Origin of the sequence: Nibrella saemangeumensis (assembly GCF_039541915.1) — a bacterium.
GTDB classification, from domain to species: Bacteria; Bacteroidota; Bacteroidia; order Cytophagales; family Spirosomataceae; genus Nibrella; species Nibrella saemangeumensis.
The window spans coordinates 103,428-123,677 of sequence record NZ_BAABHD010000021.1 but is presented as its reverse complement, the minus strand read 5'-3'; the positions used below and the strand labels follow the sequence as shown (position 1 = coordinate 123,677).

General features: G+C 51.9%; 21 protein-coding genes. 19 read left to right on the top strand and 2 right to left on the bottom strand.

Features of this window, described 5'->3' with window-relative positions; all coding sequences use genetic code 11:
- Positions 1–15: 15 nt before the first annotated feature.
- On the bottom strand, positions 16–636 hold the full coding sequence (locus tag ABD949_RS07295; protein WP_345242056.1) for an RNA polymerase sigma factor: 621 nt from the start codon (positions 634–636) through the stop codon (positions 16–18).
- A gap of 149 nt (positions 637–785) precedes the next feature.
- On the bottom strand, positions 786–2,423 hold the full coding sequence (ade, locus tag ABD949_RS07290; RefSeq protein WP_345242054.1) for an adenine deaminase: 1,638 nt from the start codon (positions 2,421–2,423) through the stop codon (positions 786–788).
- A gap of 161 nt (positions 2,424–2,584) precedes the next feature.
- Between ade and ABD949_RS07285 the strand changes: the two genes are divergently transcribed.
- From ABD949_RS07285 to ABD949_RS07195, 19 genes are all read left to right on the top strand, one after another.
- Positions 2,585–4,249 (top strand): UxaA family hydrolase, encoded by a 1,665-nt coding sequence (locus ABD949_RS07285; RefSeq protein WP_345242052.1) that lies wholly within the window; start codon positions 2,585–2,587, stop codon positions 4,247–4,249.
- Between the two features lie 101 nt (positions 4,250–4,350).
- Positions 4,351–5,124 carry an SDR family NAD(P)-dependent oxidoreductase gene (locus ABD949_RS07280; protein ID WP_345242049.1) on the top strand — a complete coding sequence of 258 codons (774 nt, stop codon included), beginning with the start codon at positions 4,351–4,353 and terminating at the stop codon, positions 5,122–5,124.
- Between the two features lie 30 nt (positions 5,125–5,154).
- Positions 5,155–6,009: a fumarylacetoacetate hydrolase family protein gene (locus tag ABD949_RS07275; RefSeq protein WP_345242047.1), complete on the top strand. Its 855-nt coding sequence runs from the start codon at positions 5,155–5,157 to the stop codon at positions 6,007–6,009.
- 5 nt (positions 6,010–6,014) lie between these two features.
- Complete coding sequence (locus ABD949_RS07270) at positions 6,015–6,839, top strand: amidohydrolase family protein (RefSeq protein WP_345242045.1); 825 nt, start codon at positions 6,015–6,017, stop codon at positions 6,837–6,839.
- 82 nt (positions 6,840–6,921) lie between these two features.
- Complete coding sequence (locus ABD949_RS07265) at positions 6,922–7,704, top strand: L-fucose dehydrogenase (protein WP_345242043.1); 783 nt, start codon at positions 6,922–6,924, stop codon at positions 7,702–7,704.
- A gap of 73 nt (positions 7,705–7,777) precedes the next feature.
- The gene (gene fucP / locus ABD949_RS07260; protein WP_345242041.1) at positions 7,778–9,064 is read left to right on the top strand and encodes an L-fucose:H+ symporter permease; all 1,287 of its coding nucleotides are present in this window, start codon (positions 7,778–7,780) and stop codon (positions 9,062–9,064) included.
- A gap of 3 nt (positions 9,065–9,067) precedes the next feature.
- On the top strand, positions 9,068–9,394 hold the full coding sequence (locus ABD949_RS07255; RefSeq protein ID WP_345242039.1) for an L-rhamnose mutarotase: 327 nt from the start codon (positions 9,068–9,070) through the stop codon (positions 9,392–9,394).
- A gap of 33 nt (positions 9,395–9,427) precedes the next feature.
- Complete coding sequence (locus ABD949_RS07250; protein ID WP_345242037.1) at positions 9,428–10,186, top strand: endonuclease/exonuclease/phosphatase family protein; 759 nt, start codon at positions 9,428–9,430, stop codon at positions 10,184–10,186.
- A gap of 13 nt (positions 10,187–10,199) precedes the next feature.
- A complete protein-coding gene (locus tag ABD949_RS07245) occupies positions 10,200–10,937 on the top strand; it encodes a (Fe-S)-binding protein (RefSeq protein WP_345242035.1) in 738 nt (245 codons plus the stop codon).
- Between the two features lie 75 nt (positions 10,938–11,012).
- Positions 11,013–11,462 carry a hypothetical protein gene (locus ABD949_RS07240; RefSeq protein WP_345242033.1) on the top strand — a complete coding sequence of 150 codons (450 nt, stop codon included), beginning with the start codon at positions 11,013–11,015 and terminating at the stop codon, positions 11,460–11,462.
- Positions 11,459–11,659, top strand: a complete 201-nt coding sequence (locus ABD949_RS07235) for a helix-turn-helix transcriptional regulator (RefSeq protein WP_345242031.1) — start codon at positions 11,459–11,461, stop codon at positions 11,657–11,659. The genes ABD949_RS07240 and ABD949_RS07235 overlap by 4 nt, the downstream gene beginning before the upstream one ends.
- A 3-nt stretch (positions 11,660–11,662) precedes the next feature.
- Complete coding sequence (locus ABD949_RS07230) at positions 11,663–12,235, top strand: ATPase (RefSeq protein ID WP_345242029.1); 573 nt, start codon at positions 11,663–11,665, stop codon at positions 12,233–12,235.
- The gene (locus ABD949_RS07225) at positions 12,225–12,380 is read left to right on the top strand and encodes a hypothetical protein (protein ID WP_345242027.1); all 156 of its coding nucleotides are present in this window, start codon (positions 12,225–12,227) and stop codon (positions 12,378–12,380) included. The genes ABD949_RS07230 and ABD949_RS07225 overlap by 11 nt, the downstream gene beginning before the upstream one ends.
- Positions 12,381–12,386: 6 nt before the next feature.
- Entirely contained in the window at positions 12,387–13,799 is a 1,413-nt protein-coding gene (locus ABD949_RS07220) for a lactate utilization protein B (protein WP_345242025.1), read from the top strand.
- Between the two features lie 43 nt (positions 13,800–13,842).
- Positions 13,843–14,424 carry a LutC/YkgG family protein gene (locus ABD949_RS07215; RefSeq protein WP_345242023.1) on the top strand — a complete coding sequence of 194 codons (582 nt, stop codon included), beginning with the start codon at positions 13,843–13,845 and terminating at the stop codon, positions 14,422–14,424.
- 66 nt (positions 14,425–14,490) lie between these two features.
- On the top strand, positions 14,491–15,030 hold the full coding sequence (locus tag ABD949_RS07210) for a GNAT family N-acetyltransferase (RefSeq protein ID WP_345242021.1): 540 nt from the start codon (positions 14,491–14,493) through the stop codon (positions 15,028–15,030).
- A 65-nt stretch (positions 15,031–15,095) separates the two neighbouring features.
- Positions 15,096–15,812 carry a (d)CMP kinase gene (gene cmk, locus ABD949_RS07205; protein ID WP_345242019.1) on the top strand — a complete coding sequence of 239 codons (717 nt, stop codon included), beginning with the start codon at positions 15,096–15,098 and terminating at the stop codon, positions 15,810–15,812.
- Positions 15,809–16,882, top strand: coding sequence for an NAD(P)/FAD-dependent oxidoreductase (locus ABD949_RS07200; protein ID WP_345242017.1), 1,074 nt, complete (start codon positions 15,809–15,811; stop codon positions 16,880–16,882). Before cmk ends, ABD949_RS07200 begins: the two co-directional genes overlap by 4 nt.
- 28 nt (positions 16,883–16,910) lie before the next feature.
- Complete coding sequence (locus tag ABD949_RS07195; RefSeq protein WP_345242015.1) at positions 16,911–20,138, top strand: hypothetical protein; 3,228 nt, start codon at positions 16,911–16,913, stop codon at positions 20,136–20,138.
- The last annotated feature ends 112 nt before the right edge of the window (positions 20,139–20,250 follow it).

Sequence of the window (20,250 nt, the reverse complement as noted above, 5' to 3'; positions counted from 1 at the left end):
GGAAGAAAGACTGATTTACATCAGGAAACTTCCCAACATCATACTGATGCCTAAAACAACCTTTTCGGGAGAAATGTACTTTTTCAGATTACTCAGCGCCCCGAAGATCAGGTTGTACACCGATTGGATATTGATCTGCATCAACTCCGAGATCTCTTCATTGGACATATTCTGATAGTACCGCAGGTAAACGGCCTCGCGCTGACGGCGGGGCAGACGTTCGATTGCCTTTTGCAGGCAGTCGTTCATGTGAAGATCTTCTTCCTGAGAGATCAGCGTGCTTTCGTACGAAGGATCGCTTCCGGTCAGTAACTCACCGGGACGGGCATCATCCTGGCTGCTAAACTTCTGTTCGGCCGTGAGGTGGCGAACCAGTTTACGCTTGATGGATGCCATGAGGTAAAACCGGACCGAAGTAGTTGGGCCTATGTTTTGCCGGTGCTTCCACAGTTCCACAAACAAGTCGTGGATACAATCCTTAATAAGAGCCTTATCGCTGGCAAAGTGTGTACAGTAGTGGTATAACACCTGTACGTATTCCTGATAGAGCTGGGCAAACGCTTTCTCGTTTCCACTGCGGAATTGATCCCAGAGCGTTTCCTCGTCAAGACCAAAGGATGTGCGACGACGGGGCATAAGTTAAATTGTAGAGGTTTTGTTGGTTAGGGTTTGTAAATTTATCAACAAAATATTGGATTTGGAAGAATGCTATAAAAAATAAAAGAAATTTTAATGCTAACAGCGAAATTTCGCGGAATACAGCCAAAAAGTTAAAAAACAGGAGGTTACACGGATAGATTAGTAAACTGAAAGTGACTTCCATCAAATAATCCTCTGTCACTGAGCTTTAAGGCAGGAATTACCAGCAAAACCATAAATGACAGGGTCATAAAGGGAGCTTTAAGCAAACTGCCCAACTCTTTTTTGACATACTGGTCTATAGCGGCATATTGTTGGGCTATCAGATAGCCATCTGCATCGGTCATCAGTCCGGCTACGGGTAACGGAAGTATATACGAGGATGCTGTCGGATTCCCATTGACAGCGCTTAAACCGCCCTGGTTCTCTATAACCAGGTTGACAGCGCGGCAGATGCTGTCGTCGTCGCAGCCTACGGCAATAATGTTATGAGAGTCATGCCCCACCGACGAAGCGAGCGCTCCATGCTTTAAACCGAAGTTTTTAATGAATGCTACCGCCGGTGGAACATCCTGGTACCGGTTGACCACTGTTATCTTCAGAATGTCCTGCCCTATGTCGGGCACAATATTGCCGTTTTCTACTACGGCATTTTCTATAAGCTCATTGGTAATTAGTTGCCCATCCAGCGCTTCGATAACCCGGATCTGGCTGGCTTCGGAGGCAGGAACCCTAAAGTCGGCTGGTAGTTTGGGGGTACAGTTGAACTGGTTCACATGCTCACTGCGCAGGTCCGGAATGTAAGACTGCCCGTCTTCGGCGACCACTTCGCCGTTGATTATCGTTCTGACAATATGAAACTCCTGGAGATTGTTGATCATGATAAAATCGGCGGGGTCCCCTTCGCGGAGCAGACCGACCGGTAACCGATAGTGGAGTACCGGATTCAGGCAGGCCGCGCGTAATACATGCCAGAGCGTATGCCCTTTGGCCAGCGCCCGAACTACCAATTGATTAATGTGTCCTTCCAGCAGGGTGTCCGGGTGCTTGTCATCGGAGCAGAACATGACCTGGGCCGGATACTCGGCCAGTATGGGAATGAGCGCATCGAAATTACGGGCGGCACTCCCTTCCCGGATCAGGATGTGCATACCCCGTTGAGCTTTGTCCAGCGCTTCTTCGTAGGAGAAGCATTCGTGGTCGGTTTCAATGCCGGCATCAATGTAGCGCTGGGCATCATCGCCCCGCAGGCCGGGCGCATGACCGTCGATCGGCTTGTTGAACGCTTTTGCCAGGGCGATTTTGGCCATTACGTCCGGGTCCAGATGGAGTACGCCCGGAAAATTCATCATCTCGGCGAGGTAGCCGATTTCCTTCATGCCGAGCAGCTTACGTACATCACGAACACTGATTTTAGCCCCGGCCGTCTCAAAGGTGGTTGCGGGAACGCAGGAAGGAGCCCCGAAGCTGAATTTAAACGGCACCCGGTTTCCATCTTCAATCATGTATTCTACCCCACGAACGCCCAGCACATTACCAATTTCGTGTGGGTCGGAAACGGTGGCAACAGTCCCATGTAGCACAGCCAGCCGGGCAAACTGAGCCGGAGTCAGCAACGAACTTTCAATATGGACGTGGGCGTCTACAAAACCTGGCAGAATATACGGCTCACCCGGTCGCTGGGCCCCCTGGCGGTCAATGCGCGCAATACGGCCGTTTTTAATCTCAAGGGTACCGAAGTAAATGGTTTGGTCAAACAGGTCGATGATATTGGCAGTCAGCATGAATGAAGGTTGGTCTGCTAGGGGTGGCATTAGTTGGTTGAGGACCGGAATACCAAAAGTTGAGATTGGGCGGGAAATTAACAAGTTTTGTCCGCAAAGATTTTGGCAAAAGCCAAGGGTATATAGTTTTCAGAACTGACTTATATAAAAAACAATACCCCATGTCCGCCAAAGTTCTCAAGATCCACCCCGATGATAATGTGATTGTGGCGCTCCGCGACCTCAGCGCCGGAGAACACATTGAATTCAACAATATTGAATACGAATTGCCGATTACCGTCAGCGCCAAACATAAATTTGTTACGTCCGATCTGCAGCCCGGTGACCCGGTTATTATGTATGGGGTATTGGTCGGAAAGGCTACGCAACCCATTCGCCGGGGGGAGCCCATTACTACCTTTAACCTCAGACACGATTCAAACCGCTACGGCCTCGACAAAAAGAAGCCGTATAGCTGGCAACCGCCAGAAGTGTCTCGGTGGCAGGGTAGAACCTTCATGGGGTATCACCGCGCCGACGGCCAGGTAGGAACCCGTAACTACTGGCTGGTGGTGCCGCTGGTCTTCTGCGAAAACCGAAACATACTAATTCTGAAAGAAGCGTTTGAGCGGGAGTTGGGCTACGCCCAGCCGGATATTTACCGGGAGCAGGTCCATCAACTGCTGAGTCTGTACCAGGCCGGTGACCTGGATACCATCAAAAAGATCGAGCCCTTTGCCGATCCTTCCCAGATTCAAACCTTCAACCACGCCAAAATGCGGCCATTTAAAAATGTTGATGGGATCAAGTTTATCACCCACGAAATGGGCTGTGGCGGTACCCGGCAGGATTCGCAGGCACTTTGTTCATTACTGGCCGGGTTTATCAACAACCCCAATGTGGCCGGCGCTACTGTGCTGAGTCTGGGGTGCCAGCATCTGCAGGGCGATATGCTGGCTAAAGAAATAAAACGGCAGAATCCCAAATCGGACAAGCCGCTGCTGGTGTATGAACAGCAGGACGGTACGGAGTTCGCGCTGATGTCGCAGGCAATAAAAGAAACGTTTCTGCAGCTGGTAGAGGTAAATAAGATCGAACGCAGGCCGGCTCCGCTGAGTGAACTGACGGTTGGGCTGAAGTGTGGTGGTTCCGACGGTTTCTCCGGTATATCGGCTAATCCGGCTATTGGACACCTTTCCGATATTGTGGTAACGCTGGGTGGCAAAACCGTTCTGGCTGAATTTCCGGAGCTATGCGGTGCGGAGCAGGAGATGATTAACCGCGCTACCTCCGACGATAAAGCGCAGAAGTTTATCGACCTGATGCAGACCTACTCGGCGCAGGCTGAAGCGGTCGGCTCTGGTTTCGATATGAACCCTTCTCCCGGTAATATTAAGGATGGTCTGATCACCGATGCTATCAAATCACTAGGTGCCGCTAAAAAAGGGGGGACCGCACCCGTTGCCGATGTCCTTAACTATACCGAACCCGCCGTTACACCTGGCCTGAGCCTGCTTTGCACCCCAGGCAATGATGTAGAAGCTACTACGGGTATGGCCGGCTCCGGAACCAACGTGATTCTGTTTACCACCGGCCTGGGTACACCAACGGGTAATCCGGTCTGCCCGGTCGTTAAAATCTCAACTAACAAAGCCCTTGCTAAACGCATGCCCGATGTCATCGACTTCGACAGCGGACCCATCATAGACGGTGAGCAGACTATCGAGCAAAACGGTGAAGCCCTACTGGAGTACATCATCCAGGTAGCCAACGGTGAGGCACTTACCAAAGCCGAACAACTCGGCCAAGACGATTTCATTCCCTGGAAGCGGGGGGTTTCCTTATAATTTTGAATGGTTGAATGATGGAATGATTGAATAAGGTACGCCAAGCTACTATTCAACTATTCTATCATTCAACTATTCAATCACTCAATCATTCAACCCTTATGTTTCACCTAAACGGAAAAACAGCGCTCGTCACGGGCGGGGCAAGTGGCATTGGTTTGGCTATATCGCAAACCTTTGCCAAAGCCGGTGCGACGGTACATATTTTAGAAATCAACGTTAGTCAGGCGCAGCAGGTGGCGGAGGAGATTGTGGCCGAGGGCGGTCGGGCCTTTGCGCACGAAGTTGACATCTCCAGGCAGGCAGAGGTGCAGGAAGTTGTCAGTAAAATTGTTGCCGAGGGCCCTATTCATATTCTGGTTAACAATGCTGGCGTGGCGCATATCGGTACGGCGGAGAGCACGACCGAAGCCGATTTTGACCGGATTGTTAGCGTCAATATTAAAGGCGTTTATAACTGCTTACACGCGGTGATTCCTCATCTGAAAGCCAATGGGGGCGGGGTGATCCTGAATATGGCATCCGTAGCGGCTACGGTGGGGATACCTGACCGGTTCGCCTACTCCATGAGCAAGGGCGCCGTGCTGACCATGACCTTATCGGTAGCCAAAGATTACCTGAAGCATAACATCCGCTGCAACTGCATCTCGCCGGCGCGTGTGCATACGCCGTTTGTAGACGGCTTTCTGGCCAAAAATTATCCTGGTCGGGAAGAGGAGATATTCGCTAAACTGGCGGCTACTCAGCCCATTGGGCGTATGGCTAAACCGGCCGAAGTCGGTGCCCTGGCGCTATACCTCTGCTCTGAAGAGGCCGGCTTCATTACGGGTTGCGATTACCCCATTGATGGAGGGTTTACCCGATTAAATAATTAAGTTCAACGTCTCAAATTTAACATCTCTATAATGAAACTCTTCCGGTTTGGTCCCGCCGATAATGAACATCCTGGTGTTATTCTGCCCAATGGCAAAGCGATCGATGTAACATCTTTCGGACAGGATTATGATGAGCAGTTTTTTGCTTCCAATGGCATTGAGCGCCTAGCGAACTGGCTCAAAGGCAATACTGACTTCTGCCCGGAGGTAAGGCCTGACGAACGTACGGCATCCTGCATCAAGCGCCCTTCTAAAATCGTTTGTGTCGGTCTTAATTATGCTAAACACGCGGCTGAAACCAACGCACCCATTCCGGCTGAGCCCATTCTGTTCTTTAAATCGACTACAGCCCTTTGCGGGCCTAACGATGATGTGGTAATTCCGAAACGTTCTGAAAAAACAGATTGGGAAGTTGAACTTGCTATTATCATCGGTAAAAAAGCTACCTACGTCGAAAAAGACGAAGCCCTTGACTACATCGCCGGTTATGCGCTGCACAATGACTACAGCGAACGGGCTTTCCAGTTAGAGCGGGGTGGTCAGTGGGTAAAAGGGAAAAGTGCCGATACGTTTGCCCCATTGGGGCCATTCTTGGCAACGAAAGACGAGATACCCGATCCCAATAAGCTGAACCTCTGGCTGAAGGTGAACGGCGAGTTGCTACAGGATTCCAACACCGACGACATGATTTTCGACGTGCCAACACTAGTCAGCTACATCAGCCAGTTTATGACCCTGCTCCCCGGCGATATTATTTCGACTGGTACCCCAGCGGGTGTTGGCCTCGGTTTGAAGCCGCCCCGCTACCTCAAACCGGGCGATGTGGTAGAACTTGGAATTGAAAACCTGGGCGTTCAGCGGCAGACGGCGGTCGCTTTTAGTTAAGTCTTATGACTATTGACGCACATCAACATTTCTGGTTTTACGATCTGGAGCGGGACACTTGGATTACGGAGGAGATGCAGACCATCAGGCGCGATTTCCTGCCGGCTGATCTGGAACCAGTACTAAAGGAGAACGGCATTGACGGCTGCGTGGCTGTGCAGGTGGCTCAGTCGGAAGAGGAAACCTTGTTACTGGCTCAACTGGCGCAGGCCTATGACTTTATTAAAGGGGTAGTCGGGTGGGTCGATCTTCGGTCGGAGAAGATTTATGAGCGGCTGGAGGTTTTGTCGCAATTTGAAGAAGTGAAAGGCTTTCGGCATATTGTACAGGCCGAACCGGAGGATTTCATGACGCGCCCGGAGTTTATCCGGGGTATTCGTCAGCTTACCGCCTTCGACTTTACCTATGACATTCTCATTTACCCCAGCCAGCTAAAAGCTGCGTTGCAACTGGTGCAGGCCGTGCCGGAGGTCAAGTTTATTATAGACCATCTGGCCAAGCCGTTTATTAAAGAACAGAAGATCAACACCTGGTCGAACTATATGGCCGAAATCGCCAAAAGCCCGAATGTATACTGCAAGGTGTCGGGCATGGTGACGGAGGCTGATTGGCACAACTGGAGCAAGAAAGATTTTTTCCCATACCTGGATGTGGTTTTTGAACACTTCGGCCCCGACCGGCTGGTATATGGTTCCGACTGGCCGGTTTGTCTGGTAGCCGCTAACTATACCCAGGTCAAGACTATACTGGAAGAGTATGTAGAGCCGTGGGGGCAGGAAGTGCGCGATAAAGTGTTCGGTGCCAATGCGGTGAAATTTTATAACCTATAGGGCCAGCCAGATTGTTGCTGTCTTTGCCATAGTCATTACCAACCTGATTTCCACCCAAATCCGGCAAGTTGTCGGAAGAACCATGAACCTGAATCTGCAAGACAAAGTCATTATTGTAACCGGTGGTGCCAAGGGCATCGGCGAAGGAATCTCTACCGTACTGGCTGCTGAGGGCGCTATTCCCGTTATTGTTGGCCGCAATGAAGATGACAACCGGCAAGCCATAGCTAAAATAGAAGAAGCCGGCGGCCGGGCTTTTCAGGTTGTCGCTGAGTTGACGAAACCGGAAGCCTGTAAAAGCGCCGTAGAGCAGATACTGGCGCAGTTTGGCCGTATTGATGGACTGGTCAACAATGCCGGGGTGAATGATGGTGTAGGGCTGGAGAAAGGTTCATACGAGCAGTTTATGGAGTCGTTGCACCGTAACCTGGTACATTATTACCTGATGGCGCACCATGCCTTACCGGCGCTGAAGGAGTCAAAAGGTAGTATCGTAAACATTGGCTCTAAAGTAGCCGAAACGGGGCAGGGCAATACCTCAGCGTATGCAGCCGCTAACGGTGGACGCAACGCATTGACCCGCGAGTGGGCGGTTGAACTGCTGCCCTACGGTATTCGGGTGAACTGTCTGGTCGTGGCGGAGTGCTGGACACCGCTCTATGAAAAGTGGATTCAGACGTTGCCTGATCCGGAGGAGAAGTTGCAGTCGATTGTATCTAAAATACCGTTTGAGAAGCGAATGACCACGGCGGTGGAGATTGCCAATATGGTGGTGTTTTTACTTTCCGATCAGTCGAGCCATACCACGGGTCAACTTATTCATGTGGATGGTGGGTATGTGCATCTGGATAGGGCGTTGACGTAGTTTTCTGTCTTATAGGGTAAAGAGCTTCGAAAACTCCTTTATATCAACAGAACAATTCCTAAACGCGTACCGTATGGCGTCTGTGTCAACTACTCCGGCTGCCAAAGCCACGGCCGGCACTACCGGCAATTACAAGCTGGCCTTTGCGCTGGTGACGAGCCTTTTTTTCCTGTGGGCGTTCGTCCATAATCTTGAACCCATTCTGATTCCCCACCTCAAGAAAGCCTGCCGGCTTACCGACCTGCAATCCGCCTTAATTGACTCAGCCGTGTACCTGGGGTATTTCCTGATGGCGTTGCCGGCCGGTCTTATCATGAAGCGGTATGGTTACCGGCAGGGTATTATTGCCGGCCTGCTATTATATGCCATCGGCGCGTTTTTGTTTATTCCGGCCGCCAGCACCCGGATGTACGTCTTTTTTCTGGGTGCCCTGTTTATTATTGCCGCCGGTTGTGCCTTTCTCGAGACGGCGGCTAATCCGTACGTTACCATTTTAGGGCCATCGGAATCGGCTACTACGCGGCTCAACTTCAGCCAGTCGTTCAATGGGTTGGGCGCGTTTCTGGCTCCTATATTAGGTGGACAGTTTATCCTGAGTGGGATTGAGCACTCTGACGCTGAACTGAATGCCATGTCTCCGGCGCAACTGGACCAATATCTGCAATACGAAGCCGATCTGGTCAAAACGCCTTACCTCATCATCGGACTGGTGGTTACGGCGGTTATGGTGCTGTTTCTGTTTACCAAAATGCCGGAGTTCAGGGAGGGGGGGCATACGGGTAGATCGTCGTTGCGGACCGCCTTACGGCATCGGCATCTGAGCCGGGGAGTTCTGGCGCAGTTCTTTTACGTAGGCGCACAGGTATGCGTTACCAGCTTTTTTATCCGGTTTGCGAAATTCACCAGCGATGTGCCTGAGAAGGAAGCGGCTCTCTGGCTGGGTATGTCTATGTTCGGCTTTATGATCGGCCGCTTTGTGGGTACCTTCCTGACCCGCTACATAGCCGCCAACCGGCTGCTGATGATTTATTCGCTTATAAGCATGGGATTACTTGCGGTGGCTTTGACGGTGCAGTCGCAACTGGCCGTATGGGCGCTGTTTGCCGTGCCCTTCTTCGAGTCGATCATGTTCCCAACCATTTTTGCCCTGGCCATCGATAAGGTCGACGAGGACCGTGAACTGGGTTCTTCGCTGTTGGTAATGGCTATTGCGGGCGGAGCGCTGTTCCCCCTGATTATGGGCTGGATTTCTGACCAGAGCAACATCCAGGTGTCGTACATTGTGCCGCTGTTGTGCTTCCTGGTGGTAGCCTATTACGGCTGGAAAGGGTATAAAGTGCAAACCGAAACTGTTCGTTGAGCTATGCGCTATTGCCTGTCCCTTGACCTGAAAGATGATCCGGCCTTGATTGCCGAGTACGAGAAGTACCACGAAAAAATCTGGCCGGAGATTGAAGACAGCATCCGCTCCGCCGGGATTACCAGTATGGAGATCTACCGGATCGGTAACCGGCTTTTTATGATCATGGAAACCACAAACGACTTTTCTTTTGAGCGAAAATCTGAAATGGACGCAGGCAACAGGAGAGTACAGGAGTGGGAGGAACTGATGTGGACCTACCAGCAGGCCCTGCCTCAGGCCAAACCGGGCGAGAAGTGGCTGCTGATGGACCGGATCTTCAAGCTATAACATAAGCCGAAGCGCCTGCGTTGTAGCTATGTTATGAAACATTTTCTATGGCTACTGACGCTGTGGCTGAGCACCGTGTATGCCGCGCAGGCGCAAAAAATCACCGTTCTGACCTACAACATCCACCATGGCGCGAATGAGCAGGGCCGGCTCAATCTGATTCGGGTCGGTCAGCTTATCCGGGAACATAAGCCCGATCTGGTCGCGCTACAGGAACTGGACAGTGCCACTACCCGGTCTTATGGCGGCTACCAGATGCAGCAACTCGCTAACCTGACGGGTATGTATCCGCTTTTTGGCAAAGCAATTGACTTGGAAGCAGGAGCGTACGGGATAGGGATTCTGTCGAAGTATCCTATTCTTGCATCGCAGAACATTCCACTGCCGAATCCGGACTCTACCGAGCAACGGGTGATCCTGTGTGCGTACGTTGAACTGCCGAACCAGAAAACCATCCGGTTCTGTAACACGCACCTCGATCATCAGTCGAGGCTGAACCGGGGTATGCAACTGGCGATGGTCAATCAGATGCTGCGGGTGAGTATTCAGCCGGTCATCTGGGCGGGTGACCTCAACGCCCGGCCCGACGAGCCCGGTATTCAGCCGATCTGGAATGAATGGCAGGATGCGGGTGTCCGGTCAAAGACACCAACCCTGCCTCATGGCAACGCCCGGATTGATTATATTCTGACCAGACGGCAGAGTAAGTTTACCCTGTTGAAGTACGAGGTTCTGAAAGAGCCGGATACCTCAGACCATCAGCCGGTTTTGGCTACTTATTTACTGAAATAACCGTTATCTGACCTTGAAAGTCGCGCTGTTTATACCGTGTTACGTCGATCAGTTCTACCCACAGGTCGGCATGGCTACGCTGCAACTCCTGGAGAAACTCGGCGTGAAAGCGGAGTTTCCGATGCAACAGACCTGCTGCGGCCAGCCGATGGCCAACTCCGGTTGTGAGCAGGAATCGATCCCTGTCTACCATAATTTCGTTAAGACTTTTGCTTCGTACGACTACATCGTGGCACCTTCAGGTAGCTGCGTGTATCATGTCCGCAAGCACTTCAATATCATCGATCAGACACCGGATGTGTTGCATGTGCGGGAGCGGACTTACGAACTGGTGCAGTTTATAACCGACGTGCTGGGCGTTACTGAAATTGAGACGGAGTTTCCGTACCGGGTTGGGTTGCACCTGAGTTGTCACGGACAGCGGGGTATGCGGCTGGCTACCGATTCGGAGCTGACACCGGTGCGGGACGGGCAGATAAGCCGGCTGCTGAAAAAAGTAAAAGGGCTCGAACTGGTTGAACTGGAGCGATACGATGAGTGCTGTGGTTTTGGCGGTTCATTCTGCATAACAGAAGCCGCCGTATCGGCCCGGATGGGTACCGACAGGGTGGATGATCATGTGCGAAATGGCGCTCAGGTGCTGACCGGGGGCGATATGTCGTGCCTGATGCACCTGGAAGGTATTGTCCGTCGGCGGCAACTACCGGTTCGGGTCATGCATGTAGCGGAGATTCTAAACGGAAGTTATTAACCGTTTACTCAATTAAGCTTGTCTTTTTGTAAAGCTTACTTTACTTTTGGTAAAGCAAACTTAATTGATGTATTTATGAAAACGCAATGGTTATTTCCGCACCGCTTCCGGCTGATCGGCTGGCTGATTCTGATTCCGTCTGTAGCCCTCGGACTGGCGTACATGTACGCTGAATTTCATTTTGAATTTTTAACCGTTAGCATCGCTAAAGGTCGGGGCTTTCTAGGCTCAGATCTTACGATTAATTTAACGGATGAAGTAGCCGCGCTGGGTGTTATAGCGGGCCTGCTGATGATTGGTTTCTCGAAAGAGAGTATTGAAGACGAAATGGTGAGCCAGATGCGACTGGAAGCCCTGCAATGGAGCATTTACGTCAATTATATTGTTCTGGCCATAGCCATATTGTTTGTCCACGGCGAGCGGTTCTTCGACGTGCTGATTTACAATATGTTTACGATGCTGATTGTGTTTGTGATCCGGTTCAACATGCTGCTGTACAAGAACAGTCGGGTACTGGCGCTATGAAGAACCGAATTAAGGTAGAACGGGCCGAAAAGAACATATCGCAGGCCGAACTGGCCGACCAGATTGGGGTCAGTCGCCAGACCATTAATTCAATAGAAACGGGACGCTACGTACCTTCGACCATTCTGGCGCTGAAAATGGCCAGGGTGTTTGACAAACGGGTCGAAGAGATATTTCAGCTGGAAGAAACCGATTAGGACATGCCGAATCTGTACATACTAGCGGGTCCAAACGGTGCAGGCAAAACAACAGCCGCGTACACGCTGCTTCCTGAGGTATTGCACTGTTATGAGTTTGTAAACGCCGATGAAATTGCTCGTGGTTTATCCCCGTTTCAGCCGGATACGGTCGCTTTTGAGGCCGGTCGGATTATGCTGCAGCGAATTGACCATCTGTTACAGCAGCGGGTAGATTTCGCGTTTGAGACGACGCTGTCTACCCGCTCGTATGTGCACACTATCCGGCGGGCGAGCGAGTTAGGGTACGACGTCACTCTTTTTTACGTTTGGCTTCAGTCTGTAGAACTGGCGAAGGAACGCGTTGCTATTCGGGTTTCGAAAGGAGGTCATAATATACCTCAGGATGTAATTGAACGACGTTACAAGAGAAGTTTGGAGAACTTAATGTCATTATATTTACCTGTTTGTACGCGAACAATAGTTGTCGATAATTCAGCCACCGAACTACAGCCAATTGCTGAATGTTGGGAAGGAGAATTGAAGCAGGTTTTTGACGAAATAAACTGGCAAAAGCTGATAGGGTATGGCAGATAAAAAATTATCTGTGGAAGGGCAACGATTAGTTGATGGAATGCGTCTGGCGGTCAAGCGGGTTATTGAGCAGGCCAAACGTAACGATGAAGAATTGGTTGTTTGGCGTGATGGTAAAGTTGTGCGTCTGAAAGCAAAAGAACTCTAGTTGATTATGAACCACCCACAAGCCGCCGAGCAATTCAACCGCGACGTTGACCGCACCACCTGGCATGATAAGGCCCTTTGGTTTGTGCGCCAGAAACGCGACCGCGCCGTATATCAGATACCCGAATGGGAGCAGTTACGCGAACTGGCCTCGCAGATTAAGAATCATACGCTGAGCCGGCTTGATGACTATCTGGAGGAGTTCGAGCGGAACGCGCAGCAGAACGGCATTCAGGTGCACTGGGCCGCCAACGCCGAAGAGCATAACCGCATTGTCTTATCCATTCTGCAAAAGCACAAGGCCACACGGATGGTCAAGAGCAAATCCATGCTCACGGAAGAATGTCACCTGAATCCGTTTCTGGAGAAACACGGCATTGAAGTAGTGGATACCGACCTGGGCGAGCGAATTATTCAGTTCAACCACGAGCCGCCGAGCCATATAGTGATGCCGGCTATTCATCTCAAGAAAGAGGATGTAGGACGGATATTCCATGAGCACCTGGGAACCCCTGCCGATGCCAGTGACCCGCAGTTTCTGGCCGAAACGGCACGGCAGCACCTGCGGCAGAAATTCGTAGCGGCCGATATAACGCTGTCCGGTGTAAACTTTGCTATTGCTGAAACCGGTGGCTTTGTCGTCTGCACCAACGAAGGTAACGCCGATCTGGGGGTAACCTTAACGCCGGTGCATATTGCCAGTATGGGTATTGAAAAGATTATTCCTAAACTGGAACACCTGGGCATATTTACCCGGCTGCTGGCCCGCAGCGCCACCGGTCAGCTCGTAACTACCTACACATCGCATTTTCACAAACCCCGGCCGGGTCAGGAACTGCACATTGTCATTGTCGATAATGGCCGCACGGAGCAGCTTGGCCGGCCCGACTTCCGTAACTCCCTGAAATGTATCCGGTGTGGAGCTTGTATGAATACCTGTCCGGTATATCGTCGGAGTGGTGGCCATAGTTACGATTATACCGTACCCGGTCCTATTGGCTCTATTCTGTCGCCCAATACCGACCTGAAAAAGCATAGCACGCTGCCCTTTGCTTCGACGCTCTGTGGCTCCTGCTCAGATGTTTGCCCGGTCAAGATCGATATTCACGTACAGCTGTATAAGTGGCGGCAGATTATCAGCAAGGAGAAGGCGATGCCGGCCAGCAAACGACTTGCCATGAAAGCGCTGGCTAATGTGCTGGCCCGTCCGACGCTCTATGCCCGCCTGGGTCGGATGGCCCGGAAGGCGCTCAGCCTGACTCCGCACGCCATCAGCCATGCCGGTGCTGTTAATCCCTGGGCTATTGCGCGCGAATTACCCGAACCGCCCAAGCAAAGTTTCCGGGATTGGTATGCACAGAACGCGGGTAAATCAGTAGAGACTCCTGTTTCACCGGCACCGGTGGTTGATCCTAACTAATTGTAAATTTTTATGGAGGCCGACCTGAACGTCGGGGGTACGTATGTCGTCGCGAGACCAGATTATTGCTAAAGTGCGGGCAAACAAGCCCCAGCCGCTTCCGTTGCCGGAGATCCCGGATTTTCAGCCGGACCCGGACCAAACCTTTACCCGGTTTGCCGAGGCACTGGCTTTTGTGGGCGGGCAGTTGGTGGAGTTACACACCGGCCAGGCGGTAGCGGATGTGGTACGGGAGCGGTTTCCGGATGCGAAGCGGATTGCTGCGTCGGTGCCACTGGAGGGTATCCACCTTATGCCGGTGAGTGTCAACACTGTTAAGGAGGAGCTCGAACAGGTCGATGTAGCCGTGCTGGCGGGTGTTTTTGCCGTAGGCGAAAATGCGGCTATCTGGGTACCGGAGTCTAATATGCTGCATCGGGCGCTGCCGTTTATTACGCAGCATCTGGTGCTGGTCATTGATCGGAACACCTTAGTGGCAACTATGCACGAAGCGTACCGTCAGATAGAAAAGAAGACGCTGAGTTACGGGGTGTTTATTGCAGGGCCTTCCAAAACGGCTGATATTGAGCAGTCACTGGTGATTGGGGCTCACGGTGCCCGCAGCCTGACCGTAATTGTGCGCTAACAAAATTGTTCATTTGTTGTTTTTCGCTAAAAACTGTTAGTTTTCGCGAAAAACAATTACCCTCCTTTGACTACATTTCAGCTCACTACTTGCCGACTTCGGCCCTGGCGCGAAGGAGACGAGGAGTCTTTGTCCAGGCACGCTAGCAACCGCAATATCTGGAACAACGTCCGGGATTTCTTTCCATACCCGTACACCATTCGCGATGCGCACTCGTGGGTGCGCTCCAACCGATCCTACCAGAACCCCACAAATCTTGCTATTGAGGTTGATGGGGTGGCCGTGGGCAATATCGGGTTTACCGTGAAAGATGATATCTACCGGTTCAACGCCGAAATCGGCTATTGGTTGGGCGAGGAGTACTGGGGGCGGGGCATTATGTCAGAAGCCATTCCGGTGATGGTCGGTTATATTTTTAAAAACTTTCAGGTTAACCGGATCTATGCCTGTGTGTTAGAGGGTAATATCGCGTCGATGCGGGTGTTGGAGCAGACCGGTTTCCGGCCCGAAGCGGTACTCCGGAAAGCGGCAGTAAAGAACAACCAGCCCCTCGACGAACACATCTTTGCCTTGTTGCGCGAGGAATATACCGAACCGGGCCGGTGAGAAGGCCGGGTTGGTTATGCCGCCTTTTTGCTGTTTCTTTGCCGAAATTTTGCCGGGATAGGGTCATGTCGAAGATAGTTGTTGCGATAGATGGGTATTCGAGTTGCGGAAAAAGTACGACCGCCAAAATTGTAGCCGCCCGCATGGGGTATGCGTACATTGACACCGGGGCCATGTACCGGGCCGTCAGTTTGTACTTCTTCCAAAACCATATCTCCCTTACAAATCCCAAAGAGATCCTGGCGGCACTGGAGCGTATTCAGATTTCGTTCAATTTTAACGCTCGTACCGGCAAAAATGAAACCTGCCTCAACGGCCTCAATGTCGAGGAGGAAATCCGGAAGATGTATATCTCCAACATGGTTAGCGAGGTCAGTGCTATACCCGAAGTCCGGCGGGCCATGGTGGCACAGCAGCAGCGGATGGGGCGCAGGAGAGGAGTGGTGATGGACGGTCGTGACATCGGTACCAAAGTTTTTCCGGATGCCGAGGTGAAGGTTTTTATGACCGCCGAAACATTTATCCGCGCCAAGCGCCGTCAGCAGGAGTTGCTCGAAAAAGGGGAACTAATTAATCTGGACGAGATCATCCAGAACATTGAAAAGCGCGACCGGATTGATACCACCCGCGCCGAAAGTCCCCTGGTGCAGGCTCCCGACGCTGAGGTGCTGGATACGTCTTACATGACCATTGAAGAGCAGGTCGACTGGGTCATTGACGTGATCGACCGGCGGGTTTCGGAACTCCACCGGGAGGGCCACTTCAATAAAGAAAATGCATGAACACCGCCGATTTCCTGATTGTCGGGCAGGGGGTAGGCGGGTCGGTGCTGGCCTGGACGCTCGATCGGCTCGGCTGCAAGGTCATTGTCGCCAATGCTGCCGAGTTGCCATCGGCATCGCGGGTAGCGGCCGGCATCGTTAACCCGCTGACGGGTCGTAAGCTGGTTCGTACCTGGAAGGCCGATGACCTGTTTCCGTTTCTCCATCAGTTTTATACCAGCATAGAGCAGCAATTGGGGGCTCATTTCTTCTTCCCGCTGGACATTTACCGACCCTTTCGCTCCATTGAAGAGCAAAATTCTTACCTTGCCCAGACAGCCGAGTCCTCTATTGGTAAGTACGTTCGTGAGCGGGTTAATAATGAGCAATACAAACCGTATATTCACAATCCGTACGGCGGTCTGGAGGTAACGCAGGCCGGCTGGGTTGATCTAATTGATTTTTTGGCGGCAATCCGGCAATATTTTCAAGATAAGAATCAGTTTATCGAGCAGGCCATCCTGCCTCAGGAATTGATGTATCCGGCTAAAGGGGCAATCTGGTATGACTGGCAGGTGCAGCAGGTAATCTTCTGCGACGGGGTGCAGGCGCAGGAGAACGCGCTTTGGTCCTGGTTGCCTTTTGCGCCGGTAAAAGGGCAGGTACTGACGGCCCGGGTGGAGGACTATCCCATCCGGAATGTGGTCAACCAGGGCGTGTTTATTTTACCGGTTGATAATAAGACGCTTAAAATCGGTGCCACTTACACCTGGCACGACCTGAATTGGCAAACATCCGATGATGCCCGTTCGTTCTTAGAGACAAAAGTGAAAGAAATACTGAAGATACCGTATGAGGTGATTCAACAGCAGGCAGGTATCCGGCCGTCAACGAATGACCGGCGGCCGTTTCTCGGCCTTCACCCGGCAAATCCGGCGGTGGGTATCTTTAACGGACTGGGTACAAAGGGTGTATCACTGGCTCCGTATCTGGCGCATGAGTTTGCCCGCTTTCTGTTGTATGGTGAAGAATTAGCGGCCGAAGTGAATATTAACCGGCATCTTTCGTTATATTACCGTATTAGTTCATAGTGTTTTTTCGGGTATCGGTTGGATTATTATGCGTAAGCAATACATTCTTTTCTTCATAGCCTGGCTGGGGGTACTGTCGGGGACTACCGCACAGATTTACCCATCCATGGAACAGTTCGGTAAAAACCGGATTCAGTACCGGCAATTTGACTGGAAGCTGGTCAAGACCGCTAATTTTGAAATCTATTTTTATCAGGACGGAAATCAGTTGGCCAATTTGGCTGCTCAGTATGCCGAGTCGGAGTTCGACCGCATCACCGAACTGCTTGGCTACACACCCTACAACCGGATCAAGGTATTTCTTTTTAACTCTCCGCAGGAATTAGCGCAGAGCAATATCGGGCTCAGCACCCATGGTGATCTCAACGGTCGCGAAATAGATCTGGCAAAATCGCGGCTGGAGATTGCCTTCACCGGCGATCAGATTAGTTTTCGCAGGCAACTTGTCCACGACATAACCATGCTGTTCGTGTACGATATGCTTTACGGTGGCAGTTTAAAAGACGCCTTACAAAGCTCGCTACTGCTAACCCTGCCCGACTGGTTTATGCCCGGCATTGCGGCCTATGCCGCCGAAGGCTGGAGCACCGACCTCGATGACTATATGCGGGATGTGGCTCTGAACCACCCGGTTCGTAAGCCTTCCCTGCTGATGGGCAAAGAAGCCGAGCGGATCGGTCACTCCATCTGGAACTATATCGCTCAGAAATACGGCCGCGATAATATATCGAATATTCTGAACCTAACGCGGATCATCCGCAACGAACAGAGCAGTATTGCCAGCACTCTGGGCGTGCCTTATAACCGGTTTCTGCGGGATTGGCGGGAATATTATGCCGGTATGGCCAAAACGGTTACGCAATCCTATCAGCAGGGGCAGGACGATTTTCGAATCAAGATCGGTTCGGCGGGAGCTCCTTTTCAGCTGAATAACCTTAAGCTGAGCCCGGACAAACAATTTATTGCCTACACGACTGTCCGCGACGGAAAATTCAACGTGGAGGTGGTGAATACGACTACCCGCAAGCGATTGTCGGTTTTAAACGGCGGGTACCGGCAGGACGAGCAGAATCTCCGGCCTACGACTCCGCTGGTAGCCTGGCAGCGAGGCAATAACCTGGTGGTAGTGAGCAATGAAAAAGGAAAATCATACCTATACACCTTTACCGATGTCGATAAACGGCCGAAAATTAAAGACCGGCGGGTGATTCAGGGCTTAACGCAGGTAGTGTCTATGGACGCGTCGGAAGATGGGTCCAGCCTGATTATGAGCGCCGACCGGAAAGGACAGAATGATTTGTATCTCTATAGTATTGGCCGGGGCACGTACCAGCAACTGACCAATGATCTTTACGATGATATGAACCCCGCCTTTGCCGGGCGGACTACTACCCCCATCGTCTTTTCCTCAAACCGTTTGCAGGATACGCTGGGCGTCGATAAAGGCTCGTATAAGACCATCCGCGACCGCATGAGTCTGTTCCTGCACGAAGGTGGTGCACGGGCTGCTTCCGTAACCCGGCTGACGGATTCACTACGCCATGCCGTACAGCCGCTAGCCGCCGGCGAAAACACCATATATTACCTCAGCGATGCCGCTGGTATCCGGAACTTGTACCGGCTAGATACCACAACCAGGCAGGTTCGTCAGCTGACGGCCTTCCCGTACGGAATTCACCTGTACAACCTGAATCCGGCCAATGGGGGCTTCGTATATAGTACCATCCAGAACGGCGATATCTATATCAGCTACCGGAGCAAGCTGGATCTGAACCAGTCGGTGCAAACCACACCCACACAGCGGAATATCAGCCTGGGCTTCACGCCTTCGGCAGAGACAACGCCGGCGCAGCGAGCGGTAAGCCCGACCGATACGACAACCCGGCCGGTAACACAGGTATCTCAGGCTACTCCCAGCGGCCGGTCAGATCTGGAGCCGGGTGAAGTCAATACCGATAATTACCAGTTTGACGAAGACGTGCTGAAAGCCGCCGAATACCGTCAGCGCCGGACGCTGCCCAGTTCGCCGACTAGTATTGCCCCTCCACGCAACCGTCGCCGGGAAAACATCACCATCCGGGGCCCGTTTGACTATCAGGGTTTGTTTATCGCCAACGATGCCAGCTCGGCCTGGCGGGTAGACCCTATCCGGGGCTTTGGCTACACGCAGACCATTACCATGAATGATCTGCTGGAAAACCATATTATTAAGGCCGGTCTGTTTATTACCACCAACCTGCGTAACAGTGATCTGTTTGCCGAGTACAACAACCTGACCCACCGCGTCGACTACGGTGCCAGGGTAGACCGGCAGACCTTATTTTTGGATAACGGTGGGTTAAGTCAGAAATACCGGTATAACCGGGTAGCCGCATCGGCGTCTTATCCCTTGTCGGTTACCAGCCGGTTTACCATATCTCCTTCTTATACCGTTACCCGGTTGCTGGATCTGTCGTTCATCGGCCAGCCAGACCGCACCTCCGAATACGGTGGTCTGCGGGGTGAGTTCGTATACGATAATACCAAAGTGAACGGCATGAACATGCTGGAGGGTACCCGGTTCAAAGCCCGCTACGATGAGTACGTAGGTGTGCGGAACATCAACGAGAGCTTCAACCGGTTTATGTTTGACCTGCGGCATTACCAGAAACTGCACCGCGACCTGATGCTCGCTGTCCGCGTGTCGTATGGGCAATCGGGCGGAGCCGCTCCAAAACAGAGTACACTGGGTGGTATGGAAAACTGGATTGCCCGCCAGTTTGAGCCATCGGCGAGAAACCCGGTGCAGGTACCTAATCCGTTACAGGATACCCGCGACGATTACCGCGACGTATTTTTCCTCGACTTTGCCGCCCCGCTGCGTGGCTTCAGACTGGGTAAGTTGACCGGTAACAGCCATTTGTTGCTAAATACCGAATTTCGAATTCCGCTGGTGCGATACCTCTATCGGGGAACCATTACCTCCAACTTCCTGCGGAACCTGCAATTGGTGGCATTCTCCGACATTGGTACGGCATGGACTGGAAAAGGGCCCTTTAGCCGGCAGAACAGCCTGAATACTGAAGTGGTCGGTGGGGGTAATCTGCCGTTCCGGGCAACGGTTACAAATTTCAAGAATCCATTCCTGATTGGTTACGGAGCAGGCATACGCACCATGCTGTTCGGCTATTATGTCAAATTCGACTATGCCTGGGGGCTGGAAAACAATGTGGTTAGCAAAGCCATTCCTTACCTGACGCTGGGTTATGATTTCTGATAGCAGAATCCTGTAAGGGTAGACAAAGTCCTGACTGTGAAACGAGTCAGGACTTTGTTTTTAGAGGGGCTGGGCTCGACGATCAGGATAATCTTCCTAAGCAGTTTGGTCA

Coding starts and splice junctions, on each gene's coding strand:
- ABD949_RS07195 (WP_345242015.1), top strand. CDS start 16,911: ATGCGTAAGCAATACATTCTTTTCTTCATAGCCTGGCTGGGGGTACTG.
- fucP (WP_345242041.1), top strand. CDS start 7,778: ATGGCGTCTGTGTCAACTACTCCGGCTGCCAAAGCCACGGCCGGCACT.
- ABD949_RS07220 (WP_345242025.1), top strand. CDS start 12,387: ATGAACCACCCACAAGCCGCCGAGCAATTCAACCGCGACGTTGACCGC.
- cmk (WP_345242019.1), top strand. CDS start 15,096: ATGTCGAAGATAGTTGTTGCGATAGATGGGTATTCGAGTTGCGGAAAA.
- ABD949_RS07285 (WP_345242052.1), top strand. CDS start 2,585: ATGTCCGCCAAAGTTCTCAAGATCCACCCCGATGATAATGTGATTGTG.
- ABD949_RS07255 (WP_345242039.1), top strand. CDS start 9,068: ATGCGCTATTGCCTGTCCCTTGACCTGAAAGATGATCCGGCCTTGATT.
- ABD949_RS07295 (WP_345242056.1), bottom strand. CDS start 636: ATGCCCCGTCGTCGCACATCCTTTGGTCTTGACGAGGAAACGCTCTGG.
- ABD949_RS07265 (WP_345242043.1), top strand. CDS start 6,922: ATGAACCTGAATCTGCAAGACAAAGTCATTATTGTAACCGGTGGTGCC.
- ABD949_RS07270 (WP_345242045.1), top strand. CDS start 6,015: ATGACTATTGACGCACATCAACATTTCTGGTTTTACGATCTGGAGCGG.
- ABD949_RS07225 (WP_345242027.1), top strand. CDS start 12,225: ATGGCAGATAAAAAATTATCTGTGGAAGGGCAACGATTAGTTGATGGA.
- ABD949_RS07280 (WP_345242049.1), top strand. CDS start 4,351: ATGTTTCACCTAAACGGAAAAACAGCGCTCGTCACGGGCGGGGCAAGT.
- ABD949_RS07250 (WP_345242037.1), top strand. CDS start 9,428: ATGAAACATTTTCTATGGCTACTGACGCTGTGGCTGAGCACCGTGTAT.
- ade (WP_345242054.1), bottom strand. CDS start 2,423: ATGCTGACTGCCAATATCATCGACCTGTTTGACCAAACCATTTACTTC.
- ABD949_RS07230 (WP_345242029.1), top strand. CDS start 11,663: ATGCCGAATCTGTACATACTAGCGGGTCCAAACGGTGCAGGCAAAACA.
- ABD949_RS07200 (WP_345242017.1), top strand. CDS start 15,809: ATGAACACCGCCGATTTCCTGATTGTCGGGCAGGGGGTAGGCGGGTCG.
- ABD949_RS07240 (WP_345242033.1), top strand. CDS start 11,013: ATGAAAACGCAATGGTTATTTCCGCACCGCTTCCGGCTGATCGGCTGG.
- ABD949_RS07235 (WP_345242031.1), top strand. CDS start 11,459: ATGAAGAACCGAATTAAGGTAGAACGGGCCGAAAAGAACATATCGCAG.
- ABD949_RS07215 (WP_345242023.1), top strand. CDS start 13,843: ATGTCGTCGCGAGACCAGATTATTGCTAAAGTGCGGGCAAACAAGCCC.
- ABD949_RS07275 (WP_345242047.1), top strand. CDS start 5,155: ATGAAACTCTTCCGGTTTGGTCCCGCCGATAATGAACATCCTGGTGTT.